The following is a 16700-nucleotide window of genomic DNA, read 5'->3' on the forward strand; positions in this document are numbered from 1 at the left end:
TCATGAAAAACACACATTATTATAAAGCGTTTGTAGCCCAAACGCCAGAGGAAATCTTACGATCTGTTTTTAAGAAAGAGGAAGACATTTTAATTGCTATTTCATTAAACAATGGAGGTTATGTAGAAGGCATAATTCTAGATTTAAAAGAAGACAATAACCATAATAAATCGGTTTGTATGCTTTCTCAGCATGAAGAAGTAACTTTTTTAAACCTACATAGTATTGCAATGATTACTATAAAACAACCTAAAAAAATGGTTGTAGAATTATCTAAAGGAGCTATTAGTAGGCCTTTATCATCAGAAAACGAAGATTTAACTGTTTTGCAACTAAAACGTTGGTTGCAAAGTGAAAAAAGTTTACTTGGAAGTCAGATAAAAGAATTTGATATCAATGATATTTCTCTAAGTGAAATAAATACCAGACTGAATATTCAGGATGTTTTTACAGCATTAAAAAGTGCGATACATCAAGTTATAACAGACGAATTAGGTAAAGAAGCTTGGCAAGGTGTAGAAACTATTATTCTACAACAAGCAGATAAATTAGATCTTAAATATCAGGGAGAAATACTAACCATAGCAATTAGTATTGATAAAGCATTACCAGAAAAATTAGCTACTATTTTTGAAGAAAAACTACTTCAAATATTATAAAATAAATACAAAATTAATAAAATTAAAACAATAGAATTATGGGACTTAAAGAAAAAAGAATTATCCAAGCATTTCAAAAAGAATTATTTCCAGCATTAGAAACAGAAATTAATACGGCGGCAGGTTTTACTGTTCCTTTAAATATTTCTTGGAACACTTTAATGGAAGATCGATTTTCTCATTTATATAATGATACGTTTCCTAAAATCTATTTTCAGCCATTAATAGAAGGTTTTAAAGCAATTTGTGTAGATGATATGGGAATTGAACTTTTAAAAGCCGGATTAAAAGAAGTTATTATCATTAATGAAAACGACGAACATAATTTAGAACGTGCAATTACTTTTGAAGCTGGTGTTTTAAAAATTGACCATAGTCCTATTGTTAATGCAGATCAAGTAGATCGTAGATCTGCTCGTATTATTTCATTATTAGAAGATAAGTTAGAGGAATTTGCTGAGAATGGAAGTACAAATACTACTTCGGAATCTGCCGAGAGCTCAGAAAATAAAACCACTGAAAGTTCTGAAAAGAAAACAATCGACATTAATGAAATGTACAACCGATCTTTTGTAACATCAATGGAGAAACAAGAGATTTTTAACGAAATGGTATCAGGGTTGGACTGGAGCTGTGATATGGCTGAAGGTAAACTGACTTTCGGTGAAGATAAGGTGTTTGATATTCAAATATTTGGTACGTATTCTGAGAATGAAAAAAGTTGGATGTGGGCATGGGCAAATACCCAAAGCGGAATATCTGAAACATTTTTACAGACCTCATTAGCAGTAAAAGCATTTGGTAAAGCATTAAATATAACTGATTTTACTACTCCTAAGTTTGAGGTGGAAAGTGATCCCGGTGCTTTTTTCGCTACCATCGCAACTGCGTCTATAGGTGAAAGCTGCTATGTACCCTTAGCTTTTAAAGGTGTAATAGTTTATGTAACCATAAAATCTGAAGAAGCAGATAGTAAAGCTAAAAATACAGCAGAATCAATATGTTCTCATATTTTAAAAGTAACATCTGAATATACTTTTCCGCAGAAGTTTAGCCTGTACTTTTATCTAACAGCTAAAGGTTACGATGTAGCGTTGCCAGGTAATAATCTTGTAGCGAAAAAAGGAGAAGATCAAATTTTAGGAATATTTGATTTAAAAGGACGATTGATGAAAGTTTCTAATTCAAAAATAACAGTTCAAGCCTAAAAAGTATGTCATATATAGCAGAAACACTTTCAGAATTAGAAAAAGAACATCAAGCGGCTTTAAATACGGCTCAAGAAAAAATGTTAACCGATTTAAATGATGCACAAGCGTCAGGAAATTTCGATAAAATACAAGAAGCTAGTATTGTTTTTCAAAATTTAACAACAGAACTAGCGGCAGAATATACCAAACGTATAGAAGAGATAAATGCTTTAAATCATAAGGCAGAAGTAGAAACCGTAGAAGGAATCTATACAAATAATAGAGCTGATATTGACTTAAACTTATTGGTTTATGATGGAGATAGAGATTATGTTATTGCTTTTCAACAAGACGATTTAATACAAAAAACGTTAGAAAAAGTAAATAAGAATAGTGGTAAATTTAAGTCTAGAAAGCATTTATTAAAATCTAGTTTAAGGTTGACAAAAACCTTAGCGCCAATGCTTCATGAAATAGGAGAACATTGTAAAAAAACATTAAAGCTTAAAGCAGATATTGAGTTTTTTGTGTACCAAGGAGATACTTTTAATGCATCTTGTTATCCGCCAGACGATAATAAATTATACATTATTTTATCATCTGGAATTCTGGAGCGTTTCTCTAAAGAAGAATTAACTTTTGTTGTTGGTCATGAAATAGGACATGTACTTTTTGAACACTTTGATTATCCTGTAAGACAAATTTTAGATACTGGAGAAAATGATTTAGCTCCAATTCACGCAATGAAATTGTATGCTTGGAACAGAAATGCAGAAATAAGTGCAGATAGAGCAGGATTGTTATGTTGTCAGAATTTTGAAGCTGTAGGTCGTACTTTCTTTAAATTATCATCTGGTGTAACTACAGATTCTTTAGATTTTCAATTAAATGCTTACATAGAACAGTTTGTAGATTTAGAAGAGGTTTTAAACGATTCTAATTTGGATCCTTCAGATTGGTATAGTACTCATCCGTTTAGTCCGTTAAGAATTAAAGCGTTAGAGCTTTTTAATAAAAGTGAAACGTATGCAGCTTTTAATGATTCTATTTCAGGTGAAATTACAGAGGAAGCAATGGAGGTAGAAATTAAGCGAATTATGTCTTTAATGGAACCTGAGAATTTAGAGGATGAAGGTGAACATTCTGAGAAAATACAACGTTTAATGTTTTTAGGAGGATATTTAATTTCGAATGCAGATGGTGTAGTAGACGATTCTGAAATACAAGCTTTAAGTAGTATTGTGGCTCCTAAAGTTTTTGCCAATTGTATGATGACCATAAAAGGGCTTACAGAAGATGAAATGATTAGCGAAGTACAACAGCTTACTAAAGACTTAGATGTTGTGTTATCTGTGATGCAAAAGTTAAACATTTTAAGAGATTTATCTATTATATCTTATGCTGATGGAGAAATAGATGATAGCGAAGTAAATGTTTTGTACAATTTAGCAAGGCTTTTATATATCAATACAGATTTTATAGATCGTGTTATTGGTGATGCACAAGGAGTTTAATAAAAAATAAGTAGATACTGTTTAAGAGTTGGGGGACTTTTATTACAGTTAATTAGAAAGGCAGTTTTTTTATAATACTGCCTTTTTTAAAGACTTTTATGCTTCTAATATTTCTAATTTTGGTAGGAATAGATCCTATTATTGTTGAAGCATAATGAGATTAATACATAATTAATAAACACTGTTTAAGGGTTGGGGGATCCTTATTACAGTTAGTTAGAAAGGTGGTGATTTTATATTACTGCCTTTTTTTTTACCCCCAAAGCTGCTAAAACTTTTAGTTTGAGTAATTTTCTACTGAACATACTATCAACAAAAATGGCAGGTTTATTTTATTTATTTAAATTAAAAAACCCACATAAATTATATGTGGATTTTTATAAATTTTAGAAAAATTGCCTTCTACATATTTCTTCTATACTGTCCGCCAACTTTAAATAACGCTTCCGTAATCTGACCTAAAGTACAAACTTTTGTAGCTTCCATTAATATATCAAACAAGTTTTCATTTTGTATAGCTGCTTCTTGTAAAATTGCAATTTGCTGTTCAACTTTCTTCGGATTTGCTTTGTTGAGGTTTTCTTTTGTTTTAATTTGATGTTGCTTTTCTGTTTCCGTTGCTCTAATAATTTCTGCAGGTTGAACGGTTGGAGATCCTTTAGAACTTAAAAATGTATTTACACCAATAATAGGAAACTCTCCATTATGTTTTAAGGTTTCATAATACAAACTTTCCTCTTGTATTTTAGAACGTTGATACATGGTTTCCATAGCGCCTAAAACTCCACCACGTTCTGTAATTCTATCAAACTCTTCTAAAACGGCAGCTTCTACTAAATCGGTTAATTCTTCAATAATAAATGCTCCTTGTATTGGGTTTTCATTTTTAGTTAATCCTAATTCTTTGTTGATAATTAACTGAATAGCCATGGCTCTTCTTACGGATTCTTCAGTTGGAGTGGTAATCGCTTCATCATATGCATTTGTGTGTAAAGAATTACAATTATCATTAATAGCATACAGCGCTTGCAGTGTTGTCCTAATATCATTAAAATCAATTTCCTGAGCGTGTAAAGAGCGACCAGAAGTCTGAATATGATACTTTAACATTTGTGCCCTTGGGTTTGCGCCGTATTTATTCTTCATCGCTTTTGCCCAAATTTTACGAGCAACTCTTCCAATTACAGAATATTCAGGATCTATTCCGTTAGAGAAAAAGAAAGATAAGTTGGGTCCGAATTTGTTAATGTCCATTCCTCTGCTTAAATAGTATTCTACATAGGTAAACCCGTTAGACAAGGTCAGGGCTAATTGCGTAATTGGGTTTGCGCCGGCTTCTGCAATATGATATCCAGAAATAGAAACGGAATAAAAATTTCTGACTTGTTTTTCTATAAAATACTCTTGCACATCACCCATTAAGCGCAACGCAAATTCTGTAGAAAAAATACAGGTATTTTGCGCCTGATCTTCTTTTAAAATATCTGCTTGTACGGTTCCTCTAACTTGAGCTAGTGTGTCTTTTTTTACTTGTTGATAAATCTCAGACGGTAAAACCAAATCTCCGGTTAAACCTAATAACAGTAAACCTAAACCATTGTTTCCTTCAGGTAATTCACCTTGATATTTTGGTCTCTCTAAGCCTTTTAAATCATAAAACTCTATAAAAGTAGCTTCAACTTGTGCTTCTAATTTATTTTCTATAATATATTTCTCACAACTTTGATCAACAGCTGCATTCATAAAAAAGCCTAACAACATAGGTGCTGGTCCATTTATGGTCATCGAAACGGAAGTCATTGCGTGACTTAAATCGAAACCAGAATATAGTTTTTTAGCATCGTCTAAACAACAAATTGAAACACCTGCATTACCAATTTTTCCGTAAATATCCGGTCTTTTTCCAGGGTCGTTTCCGTATAAAGTAACCGAATCAAAAGCAGTAGAAAGGCGTTTTGCATCCATTCCTAAGCTTACATAATGAAACCTGCGATTTGTTCTTTCTGGACCACCTTCACCTGCAAACATTCTAGTTGGGTCTTCTCCTGTTCTTTTAAACGGGTATAATCCTGCGGTGTAAGGGAATTCACCTGGAACATTTTCTTGTAAATTCCAACGTAATAAATCTCCCCAAGCTTGGTACTTTGGTAAAGCTATTTTAGGAATTTGTGTGTGTGATAAAGACTCTGAATGTGTTTCTATATTGATTTCTTTATCTCGGACTTTAAACGTGTAAATTGGGCTTTTGTATTTTTGAACTTTCTCATTCCAGTTTAAAATGATTTCCCAGTTTAAAGGATGGAGGTTTAGTTTTACTTTTTCGAATTGGGCAAGTAGTAATTTTAAGAAGTAGGTTTCAGATTCCTCGTCACTCGTCCCTCTTTCTGTCAGAATGACATTCGACTTGTCATTCTGAACTTGTTTCAGAATCTCATCTTCATCAAGTCCTGTTTTAGTAAGAACAGATTGTTCTGTTCCTTGCAATGACTTATTATTTTCTGTAATAGAAAGTATTGTCTGGTAAATTCCGTACAATTTCTGAGCAACCACTACCTGATCATCAACACTTTCATCATACGTTCTATTGCTTTCTGCTATTTCAGATAAATACCGAACTCTTGCAGGCGGAATTACAAATATTTTTTCAGACATTTCTGTGGTAATTTCCATGTTCGATTTTAAATCTGCACCTGTTTTTTCAACCAACTTGTCCATAATACTTTTGTACAAAGTATTCATTCCTGGATCGTTAAATTGAGAGGCGATGGTACCATAAACAGGCAGATCATCTTGATGAATATGCCATAAATTATTATTACGCATGTATTGTTTCTTCACATCTCTAACAGCATCTAAAGCACCACGTTTATCAAATTTATTGATAGCTACCAAATCGGCATAATCTAACATGTCAATCTTTTCTAATTGTGTTGCAGCACCAAATTCGGGAGTCATTACATATAAAGAAGTGTCAGAATGTTCTGTAATTTCGGTATCCGATTGCCCGATTCCGGAAGTTTCTAAAATAATTAAATCGAATTCAGCTGCTTTTAAAATATCAATAGCTTCATTCACATTTTTAGATAAAGCTAAGTTAGATTGACGCGTCGCTAAAGAACGCATGTACACGCGAGAATTATTTATGGAGTTCATTCTAATTCTGTCTCCTAAAAGTGCTCCGCCTGTTTTCCTTTTTGATGGGTCTACAGAAATAATTCCGATTGTTTTTTCTGAAAAATCGATTAAAAATCGACGTACCAATTCGTCAACTAAAGAAGATTTTCCAGCACCACCAGTTCCTGTAATTCCTAGAACTGGGGTAGAAGTTTCTATTAGTTTATCTAAAGGTGAAAATATCTTTGTAAAATCAGTATGGTTATTTTCTGCTAATGAAATTAATCTTGCAATTGTATTTACGTCTTTGCTTTTTAAGTTTTCTAAAACTTTTTTACTTTCTAATTCCAATAGCCAACCTCCATCTTCATTACAAACTTTAAGAGCGTTATTTGAGTCAGATTGGAGTTCCTTCCCTTCGGGAAGGTTAGGATGGGCCTCGGCTTTTTGCACCAAATCATTTATCATTCCTTGTAAACCTAATGCTCTACCATCATCTGGAGAATATATTTTTGTAATTCCATAATCCATCAACTCTTTTATTTCTTTAGGAAGGATTACACCACCACCACCTCCAAAAATCTTGATATGTTCAGCTCCTTTTTCTTTTAACAAATCAAACATGTATTTAAAATACTCATTATGTCCTCCTTGGTAAGAAGTGATTGCAATGGCATTTACATCTTCTTGAATGGCACAATTTACCACCTCTTCCACAGATCTATCGTGACCTAAATGAATTACTTCTACGCCTGTAGCTTGAATAATTCTACGCATAATATTTATAGAAGCATCATGTCCATCAAAAAGAGCAGCAGCAGTTACAATACGTACTTTGTGTTTTGGTTTATAAGGTGTAATTTGTTTCATTCGTAAAATTTATATAAAATTAGCAATGCAATTTAGTGAATTATTAAAATAATATACATTTTTTTGGTTTATTATTGATTTTTAAGGATTTTTGGGTTAATTCCATTTACGTACTCTTCAACAACGTTTAGGTCTTTTGCGTAAGAAAAACCTTCAAATCCTTTGATGTTTTCTAAACCAATTGTTGTGTTATAATATTTTAAATAGAGTGCTGAGAGTGGTAAATAAGTCCAATGCCATTTTTCTTCACTATAACCTGTTCTTCCATTTTCTTTGGAAGTGTACACTTGATAAAAACCAAATGTATGTGCATTTTGTAACAACCAATTGTATTCTTTTAGTCCTTTTCCTTGTGTAAAATAAGAATTAGTAAGACTATTAATGTCCATATCTGTTCCCCAATGATGACGAGAAGTAGAAGGCATAGAACTAAATTCTAAAATCTTTTTAGCCCTTTCAACAGACGGTAGGTTTTTATATTTATCATTCCATTTGTAATCCCAAATACGTTTTTGATGATCAAAATTTCTGGTTCCAGATAGTATTGTAAATGAAATATCTTCTTTTAAAGCTGCTGCATTCATTTCTAAAAAGGCTTCTAAAACCTCTTTTCTTAAGTATATTTTTTTTGATGAATTTTCTTTAGGAACAACTGTAAAATCTGAGTTTTCTGTATAATCAAATTTCCCTAAAACATAATTTGTGTTTAGATATTTTGGAAATGACAAAGTGGAATCTTTTTCCTTAGAAACTTCAGTAGTTTGTATTGCAATTTTCTTTGGTGCTGGCTTGCAACCATTAAAACATCCGAAGAAAAAAAGAATTACAATTAGTTTTAAAAGTATTTTATAAATGCCCAAAATTTTCGATTTTTTATATAGTTAAAATTATTTTCATTTTGATATGCTTCACGTTCGAAACTTAAGTTTTTATAAGCTAGATATCCGTTTTTATGTCTTAAAAATTTTAAAATCCACTCTAAACTATAAAAAATGTAGAAGAATATCAGTAGTAATTCAGCTTGCTGTTTTAAATGTATTTTTTCATGGTTTACTAAAACTTTATCATCTTTTAAATCTTTCTTTTTTAGGAGAATAAAAGGAAATAAGGTGATGCCTACAAAACCTTTTGGGATTAGATATTTAGTAATTAAAATCATTTCTTAAAATTAAACAATATTCATTACAAAATAAATATATTTGGGTAAACTTCTTCACAAAATATGATGAAATAAAGAGTTTTTAAATCTAATTTTACAATTATCCATCAAACGTAGAAGCAGGTTTTTTTTACAATGAATGTATTTCTATTTGTTATAAGATTCATTTTTGCTTGTTAATAAGAGTTTTACGATTCTTTTGGCATGTTTATTGCTGATTGTAAGTAATGTACAAGCATTTAGAAATTGCATTTTTTTGAAAGGAAACAATGTGGTTTTAAGAAGATGTAAGACAAAAAATAAGGTAGTCTTGTAAGTTATTTAAAAGATAGTGAGTGTGTGAAAATACTTATTTGTCATGCTTTTAATAGTGCTTTAATCGAATTAATAATATAAAACAAATCTCATGAAAAAAACATTTTTACTTTTGTTTAGTACTGTACTTTTAGCATCTTGTAGTGCTATAAAGGTTACAACCGATTATGATAATAAAGTAGATTTTACTCAATATAAAACGTTTGCTTTTTACAAACCAGGAATAGATAAAGCAGAAATTTCTGATTTAGATAAAAAAAGAATTTTACGTGCTATTGAGTCAGAATTATCAGCACAAGGATTTACAAAATCTGAAAATCCAGATATGTTGGTGAGTATTTTTACAAAATCTAGAGAAAAAGTAGATGTAAATCAAAATAACAATTTTGGCTATGGTTACGGTTGGGGATGGAGTCCTTGGATGATGGGAGGTAGAAATAACATAAGTGTTTCTCAATATACAGAAGGTACATTGTTTGTAGATTTTATTGATAAACAGAAAAAAGAATTGATTTGGCAAGGAATTGGAACTGGAGCTTTAAAACTTCAAAATAGAGAGAAAAAAGAAGCTAGAATTAAAGAGTTTGTAAAAGAGATTATCTCTAGATTTCCTCCAGGAAAAGATAAATAAAAATTAAAAAGCGTTCTTAGGAGCGCTTTTTTTATGGATTATAAACTATTTTTGCAAAGTGTATAATAAAAGAGTAGCATTAGAGGAAGGTGATTTTTATGTAAACGAACAAGGCTATAAGGTGTTTACAGAAAAATTTCATCTAAAAAGAGGTCATTGCTGTAAAAGCGGTTGTAAACATTGTCCTTATGGGTACGATAAGAAAACAGATAGTTTTAAATAAGAAAGTGACTTTTAAGTAGAAAGAGTTTCTAAATAGTAGATAAAATATAATAAAAATGATGAAAAAAATTTTAATTTTAGTTGTTGCCCTTCAGTTTGCAGGGTGTGCAGAGTTACAAAATGTAGTGAATCAGGTAAGTCAAAATACAGGTTTAAGTGAAGAGCAAATAGGTAACGGGCTGCGTGCAGCTTTAGACAACGGAATAAAAAATCAAGTTTCTAAATTAACTGCAACAGACGGGTTTTATAAAAATGATTTGGTGAAAATTATGTTGCCTGCAGAATTACAAGCTGTAGATAATGGTTTGCGTAAAATTGGTTTAGGTAACTTGGCAGATGAAGGTATTAAAGCCTTAAACAGAGCTGCAGAAGATGCTGTTAAAACAGCGACTCCAATTTTTGTAGATGCAGTAAAAGATATGACGTTTGCAGATGCAAAGAATATTCTTTTAGGTGACCAAAATGCGGCAACTTCTTACCTGCAAGTAAAAACTACTGATAATTTAACTACTAGTTTTAGTCCAGTAATTGAAAATTCTTTTTCTAAAGTAGGAGCAGATAAAATTTGGAGTAATTTAATTGGTAGATATAATTCTATTCCTTTTGTGAATAAGGTGGATCCAGATTTAACTAAATATGTAACAAACCAAGCTTTAAAAGGAGTGTTTACAATGATTGAAGTTGAAGAAAAAGGAATTAGAGAAAAAGCAAGCTTACGTACTTCTGCTTTATTAAAGCAAGTGTTTGCGCTACAAGATAATAAATAGATAAAATAAATATTAAAGGCTTTGTATAAAATTACAAAGCCTTTATTTAGGTGATCTAGATTAAAATAAATTTGGAAAATTATCTTTTAGAACGTTATTAAGCATCTCAATTGTTAATGGTTTTGGTTTAAATTCGCTTATTTCTCCTATTTCTTTAGCCTTTTCTCTATCAATAGGGTCTAAAGAAGTGGTCAACATTATAACAACCATTTCTGCTTGCTGGTTCTTTTCTAGCTTCTTGTAATGTTCTAAAAATTCCCAACCATTCATTCCGGGCATATTAATATCTAAAAAAATAATATCAGGATGAGGATGTTTTTCGCTTTCTATAGATAATAAATAATCTAATGCAAGCTGGCCACTTTGTTTACAAACAATGTTTTCTGTACAGTTTGCTTTTTCGATAACAAATTTATGAATGTAGTTTGTAGCTTCGTCATCATCAATCAATAAGATGCATTTTAATTTTTTCTTCATTTTTTTTCTTTTTCGTTTAATATCGTGAAATAAAATTTACTTCCATTATTTAAAGATGATTCTACCCAAATTTCTCCACCGTGTAGATTAACAATTTTTTGGCAATGTGCAAGACCAATCCCTGTCCCTTCATATTCGTTTTTTAAATGTAAACGCTGAAAAATAGCAAAAATCTTTTTTTGATATTCTTTAGCAATACCAATACCATTATCTTCAACAGAGAATTCTATAAAATTTTCTTTTTTTAATGCATTGATTTTAATGATACAATCTGTATCTTTTTTTCTGAATTTTATAGCATTCGTTATTAAATTTTGCAACAACAATCTAACTCCTGTTTTATACCCGCTAATTTCTGGTAATTTTTTAAACTCTATTTTAGTATTGGTTAGTTTTATGGTAGTGTTTAAATCTTCTATGATATCTTTTATTACTATGTTACAATCAATTAGTATCAATTCTTCTTCATAACCTAATCTAGAATAATCTAATAAAGCTTTTATTAATGAACTCATCCTACCAGTTGCTTGTCTTATAAACCTAAAACTGATTTTGGCCTGCTCATCTAATTTTTCATTGTATTCTGTATATAGAATATTACAAAAACTGGTAATAGTTCTTAATGGTTCTTGTAAATCGTGCGAGGCTATATAAGCAAATTGTTCTAACTCTTTATTCTTTGTTTCTAATTGTTTAACATATTTAGATGCTAATAACTCTTCGTTTTCTTTTCTTTCGGTAATGTCTTGTTTGATAGCCATATATTCAAAGTTATTGCCCAGCTTGTCTTTTAAGGGAATAACGGCAGTTTCTGTCCAATATAATTTGCCATCTTTTGTCTTGTTTTTTATTTCACCAATCCAAGTATTATTAGAATCATTAATTTCCGATATTTTTTCTATAAAATCTTTAGAATGGTGATTAGAACTAGTTATTTCATAGGTGTTTCCAATGATTTCTTCTCTACTCCATTTAGAAATTTCACAAAATTTATTATTAACATATTTAATGATTCCTTTATTGTCAGATATAGATACAATTGCAATTCTATCTAAAGCTTCTTTAAATTGCATTAATTCTTGATTTCTAAGAATTATATTATTTTCTAATTTCTTTCTTTCTGTATCAGACTTGTTTAGCCCTATAGATATAATTGATGTGTAAGTTACGCTTATTGAGATTAGTATTACAGTATATAAAACAATACCAAAATTGATTTCAATAGCATTTTTATTTAAAAGACTTAAAAGAAAATAACTTAATAAAAATGGAATTAAAATAACAAAAGGTAATAGTTTTCGTAGTAAATTACTCCCAGATTGTTTTCCTATAAGAACCCTTGTGAAGCCCAAATTAGGTGTTTTTGAGGCAAGTAAACTAGATATTAATAAAAACAAGATTGAAGTGTGAATAGCCATTGTTTTGTAAAAATCAGTTTTATATTCTGCGGGAATGTCTAGAATAAAAGTGACTGTACTAATAAATGCAATAATTATTATAAAATAAACAATGTTCTGACTACCTTTTTTTGTTTTATCAGACCTTAACCCTAATAGACTTAAACTAAATAAAAAGAAACACAAAGCTGTTGCAGTGGACATTCTTCCAGGGTTCTTAGAGGAGTAAATATCTTCTACAAAAAGATTATCAATAAATAAATTGATGTCAAATAGATTTTCAATTAATGTTAAGAAGCTAATTATTAGTACTAAAAGCGTAAAAAATAATAAAATAAGCGGGTGTTTTTTCTTTTTACTTTTAATAACACAAAAACTTGATAGAAAAAATAACAATGCCGAGTTAAATTTCATAGTAGCACTTCCAGGGATAATGCTTAAAATTTTCGGATAATTTAAAAACCATCCTAACATTACTAAGGTACTTAGAAGTAAAATGAAAGCAATAATTAATTGTTCTGCAATTTTAGGAGTTTTTTTGAGCTTTATCATATAGCAATGTAATTATTTTATTTATAAATACATTGCTTCTTTAAAAAAGGTTAAATTAATAATTATAAGTATTCTTAAATAACATAAATAAATGATTATAAGAAATAAGATAGTTTTAATTGATGTTAAAAATAAAACTAAAAAAGTGTTAAAACGGTTTTTTTAGGTGATTTCTTCTGTTTTTTTGTGAAACAAAATGAGGGTAATTTTTTTGTGTAATTTTTATAAAATTGAACTTTATAAAAAGTTTTGTCTTATAAGTTACTGTTCTTTAGGTTTTTAGTTGTGGGTGTTAACGTAGTTAGTCTTTTTTTGATGTTTTAAGAAGAAATTAACAAAATGAAAAAAAAACATGTTAATTTGATTGTTACTTTAATTAAGGAAAATGAAGTTGAAAGTTTTGATATAAATAACATCTAATTAGTTAATTTATTAAATAATTAACTTTAAAATTGTTGTTTGTGTTCTTTTTGTGTAGAAATATTGTCATATATATTAACTTATTGTTAAATAAAAAACACTATAGTTTATTAAAGAATGTTCAGTGGTTTGTTGAAAATGATAAATATTATTCAATAAAATTAATGTTTGTTATTTAAAAAATAAATAAATGTTAATCTTTATTTTTTATATTAAGAAAATTTTAAGATTTTTGGAACATAATTAATTCAAATAGATATTACAATGAAAAAATTTTTAAAGGTATCCCTCATACTATTTTTGGGGTTGATTGTGCAAGTTACTTTTGCTCAAAAGAAAACTATTTCTGGGACAGTCTCAGATGAGTCAGGGAGTTTACCTGGTGTAAGTGTTTTAGTAAAAGGTACTAATACAGGAGTAGAAACAGATTTTGATGGAAACTACAAAATTGCTAGTAAAAGAGGTGACGTGTTAGTGTTTAGTTATTTAGGTTATAAATCGACACAAAAGAAAGTTGGTGCTTCTGCTGTTATTAATGTAGTTTTACAAGAAGATAGTAGTGTTTTAGAAGAGGTTATTGTTGTAGCATATGGTACAACAACTAAAGAAGCTTTTACAGGTTCTGCAAATGTTGTTGGTGCAAAAGATTTAGCACTTAGATCTGTAACGTCTCCAATTGGAGCTATTGAAGGTAAGGCAACTGGTGTGCAGTTTGTTGCAGCATCAGGTCAACCAGGTTCTTCGCCATCAATTGTAATTCGTGGTGTTGGTACTCTTAATGGTAGTTCAACTCCGTTATACATTATAGACGGAATACAGTTTGATGGTTCTCTAAGTTCTATCAATCAAGATGATATTGCTTCTATGACAGTTTTAAAAGATGCGGCTTCAACGTCATTATATGGTTCTAGAGCAGCAAATGGTGTAGTTATTGTTACAACTAAAAAAGGAAGAAATAATAAAACAACTGTTAGTGCATCAACACAATACAGTGTTATTACAAGATCTGTACCTAATTATGATAGAGTAGGAGCTGGTTCTTATTATGAATTAATGTGGGAAGGTTACAAGAACACAATTAGTGGTGCAAATCCAGAAATTGAAGCTTCTGCAAAAATATTTAATCAATTAGGTTATAACCCATTTAATGTAGCAAATGATCAAATTGTTGGTACTGACGGTAAATTAAATCCTAATGCAGAACTTAAGTATGAGTCTTTAGATTGGTTCGATTATTTAGAAAGAACTGGTAGTAGAAAAAATCACTCTGTAAATGTTGCTTCTGGTGGCGAAAATCATTCTATATTTTATTCTGCATCTTATTTAAAAGAAGAAGGATATGTTATTGAAAGTGATTATGAAAGAGTAACTAATAGATTAAATGCAGATTTTACTCTAACCGATAATATTTCTGCTGGTGGTAGTGTGTATATTACAGCTACAGATTCTCATGGACCAACTAGTGGAGGAGGGTCTTCTACAGCAAATCCTTTTAGTTGGGCTAATAACTTAGGTCCTATTTACCCTGTTTACCTAGTAGATAATAGTGGTAAAATTGTAAATGATGCTTCAGGTAACCCTTTATACGATTTAGGAGAAGGATATCCGGATAGTAATATTCAAACAAGACCTTACAATCCAGGAAGACATGGTATTGCTGAGCTAATTTTAAATGAAGATCAAGATAAGTTAAACTTATATGGATTTAGAAATTATCTTGAAGTTAAGCTTGCAGAAGGATTAAAAGCTAAAGTAACTTATGGTAGAGATATTCAAGATAATATTACTAAAGGTTATGAAAACGAAACAGTAGGTGATGGAGCACCATCAGGTAGATATAGTGAAGATAGATATAGAAGAGTTGTAGAGAATTTTAATCAAATTTTAACTTATAATACTTCTCTAAAAGATGTTCATAATATAGATGTTACTTTAGGTCATGAAAGTTTTGATAGAAACTTTTCTACATTAGGAGGTATTGCTAATACTCAAACTGCTACAGGTATTTATGAATTTGATAATTTTGCTGCAGGTGATAATGTAAATGGAAATAGTACAGATCACAGAATAGAAGGTTATTTTGCTAGATTAAACTATGATTTTGATAGCAAATATTACTTAAGTGCTTCTGTAAGAAGAGATGGTACTTCTAGATTTGCTAAAGATGCACGTTGGGGAACTTTTTATTCAGTAGGTGGTTCTTGGAGAATTGATCAAGAAAAATTTATGGATAACGTTTCTTTTATAGATCAATTAAAATTAAGAGCATCTTACGGTGAAATTGGTAATGAAAGAGTTGGTTCTTATTACGCTTCTCAAGCATTATATGAGATTATTCCAAACGCAGGTGCACCTGGTATTATTTGGAGTAATACAGGAAATGTAGATTTAGAGTGGGAAAACCAAGTTAGTTGGGATGTTGCTTTAGAATTTAGTATGTTTAATAATGTATTAGATGGTTCTGTAGAATTTTACAAAAAATCTTCTCAAGATTTATTATATGAATTAGGTATTCCTCTTTCAGAAGGATTAGATGTATTCCCTACAAACTTAGGAGATCTTTACAACCAAGGTATAGAGGTTAGTTTAACAGGTCACTTATTAAGAACAAAAGATTTTAATTGGGATTTAAGTGTTCAGGCTAGTACTTTTAAAAATGAAATTACAAAAATTGATAGTCCTGCAGATAACGGTACTAAACGTTGGGAAGAAGGAAGATCTATTTATGATTACTACATCTATCATTATGCAGGAGTTGATTCAGCAAATGGGGATGCTTTATACTACATGTTTGAAGATACAGATGGGGGTGGAAGAACAGCTGTTTTAAATGCAGATGGAACACAAGCAACTACTAACGATTATCAAGAAGCTGGAGAAGCATTTACAGATAGTAGTAGTATTCCAGATTTATTAGGATCTGTTTCTAACTCATTTAGATATAAACAATTTTCTTTAGATTTCTTATTTACTTTTGGTATTGGAGGAGATATTTTAGATAGTGGATATTCTTCATTAATGCACCCAGGTACTTTTGGTAGAGCTTTACATGTAGATGCAGAAAATGCTTGGAGAGCTCCAGGAGATATTACAGACGTACCTCGTTTAGAAAACGGAAACCCAAACCAAACAATTGCTGGTTCTACTCGTTTCTTAACAGATGCATCTTACATTTCTTTAAAAAACGTAAACTTAGGATATAGTTTTGATAACGATGTTGCAGAAAAATTAGGTTTAAGTAATTTACGTATTTCTCTTTCTGGTGAAAATATTTTTATTAGCACAGAAAGAACAGGTTTAAATCCTCAATATAGTTTATCTGGTACATCAAGCGGATATGATTATAGCCCTTCTAGAACAGTAACTTTAGGGTTGAATTTAACTTTCTAGAAATTATTAAATTATAAATTATA

Annotated in this window: 12 protein-coding genes; 7 read left to right on the forward strand and 5 right to left on the reverse strand. The window is 30.3% G+C overall.

What is annotated here, in order from left to right:
- The first annotated feature begins 2 nt into the window (after positions 1-2).
- The 3 genes from WHD08_RS15405 to WHD08_RS15415 are packed head-to-tail and all read left to right on the forward strand — an operon-like array spanning position 3 to position 3363.
- On the forward strand, positions 3-659 hold the full coding sequence (locus WHD08_RS15405) for a hypothetical protein (RefSeq protein ID WP_208890193.1): 657 nt from the start codon (positions 3-5) through the stop codon (positions 657-659).
- Positions 660-697: 38 nt separating this feature from the next.
- Entirely contained in the window at positions 698-1867 is a 1170-nt protein-coding gene (locus tag WHD08_RS15410) for a DUF6882 domain-containing protein (protein ID WP_208890191.1), read from the forward strand.
- Positions 1868-1872: 5 nt separating this feature from the next.
- Complete coding sequence (locus tag WHD08_RS15415) at positions 1873-3363, forward strand: M48 family metallopeptidase (protein WP_165732312.1); 1491 nt, start codon at positions 1873-1875, stop codon at positions 3361-3363.
- A gap of 402 nt (positions 3364-3765) precedes the next feature.
- Here the strand turns inward: WHD08_RS15415 and WHD08_RS15420 are convergent, their stop codons facing one another.
- The 3 genes from WHD08_RS15420 to WHD08_RS15430 all read right to left on the reverse strand — a co-directional run bounded on the left by WHD08_RS15420 (position 3766) and on the right by WHD08_RS15430 (position 8506).
- Positions 3766-7347 carry a methylmalonyl-CoA mutase family protein gene (locus WHD08_RS15420; protein WP_208890189.1) on the reverse strand — a complete coding sequence of 1194 codons (3582 nt, stop codon included), beginning with the start codon at positions 7345-7347 and terminating at the stop codon, positions 3766-3768.
- A 71-nt stretch (positions 7348-7418) separates the two neighbouring features.
- Positions 7419-8207 (reverse strand): M15 family metallopeptidase, encoded by a 789-nt coding sequence (locus WHD08_RS15425; protein ID WP_165732318.1) that lies wholly within the window; start codon positions 8205-8207, stop codon positions 7419-7421.
- Positions 8183-8506, reverse strand: a complete 324-nt coding sequence (locus WHD08_RS15430; protein ID WP_208890188.1) for a hypothetical protein — start codon at positions 8504-8506, stop codon at positions 8183-8185. Before WHD08_RS15430 ends, WHD08_RS15425 begins: the two co-directional genes overlap by 25 nt.
- A gap of 406 nt (positions 8507-8912) precedes the next feature.
- Between WHD08_RS15430 and WHD08_RS15435 the strand changes: the two genes are divergently transcribed.
- The 3 genes from WHD08_RS15435 to WHD08_RS15445 are packed head-to-tail and all read left to right on the forward strand — an operon-like array spanning position 8913 to position 10441.
- On the forward strand, positions 8913-9452 hold the full coding sequence (locus WHD08_RS15435) for a DUF4136 domain-containing protein (RefSeq protein WP_165732323.1): 540 nt from the start codon (positions 8913-8915) through the stop codon (positions 9450-9452).
- 58 nt (positions 9453-9510) lie between these two features.
- On the forward strand, positions 9511-9675 hold the full coding sequence (locus tag WHD08_RS15440; protein ID WP_165732325.1) for a DUF5522 domain-containing protein: 165 nt from the start codon (positions 9511-9513) through the stop codon (positions 9673-9675).
- Positions 9676-9730: 55 nt separating this feature from the next.
- Positions 9731-10441 carry a DUF4197 domain-containing protein gene (locus WHD08_RS15445; protein ID WP_165732327.1) on the forward strand — a complete coding sequence of 237 codons (711 nt, stop codon included), beginning with the start codon at positions 9731-9733 and terminating at the stop codon, positions 10439-10441.
- A gap of 60 nt (positions 10442-10501) precedes the next feature.
- On the opposite strand, the gene WHD08_RS15450 is transcribed toward WHD08_RS15445, so the two are convergent.
- Together WHD08_RS15450 and WHD08_RS15455 are read right to left on the reverse strand one after the other, a co-directional pair.
- Entirely contained in the window at positions 10502-10918 is a 417-nt protein-coding gene (locus WHD08_RS15450; RefSeq protein WP_165732329.1) for a response regulator, read from the reverse strand.
- Entirely contained in the window at positions 10915-12867 is a 1953-nt protein-coding gene (locus WHD08_RS15455; RefSeq protein WP_208890183.1) for a sensor histidine kinase, read from the reverse strand. Before WHD08_RS15455 ends, WHD08_RS15450 begins: the two co-directional genes overlap by 4 nt.
- Positions 12868-13551: 684 nt before the next feature.
- Between WHD08_RS15455 and WHD08_RS15460 the strand changes: the two genes are divergently transcribed.
- A complete protein-coding gene (locus tag WHD08_RS15460) occupies positions 13552-16677 on the forward strand; it encodes a SusC/RagA family TonB-linked outer membrane protein (protein ID WP_208890181.1) in 3126 nt (1041 codons plus the stop codon).
- Positions 16678-16700: the final 23 nt, after the last annotated feature.

The organism is Polaribacter sejongensis (assembly GCF_038024065.1).
GTDB lineage: Bacteria > Bacteroidota > Bacteroidia > Flavobacteriales > Flavobacteriaceae > Polaribacter > Polaribacter sejongensis.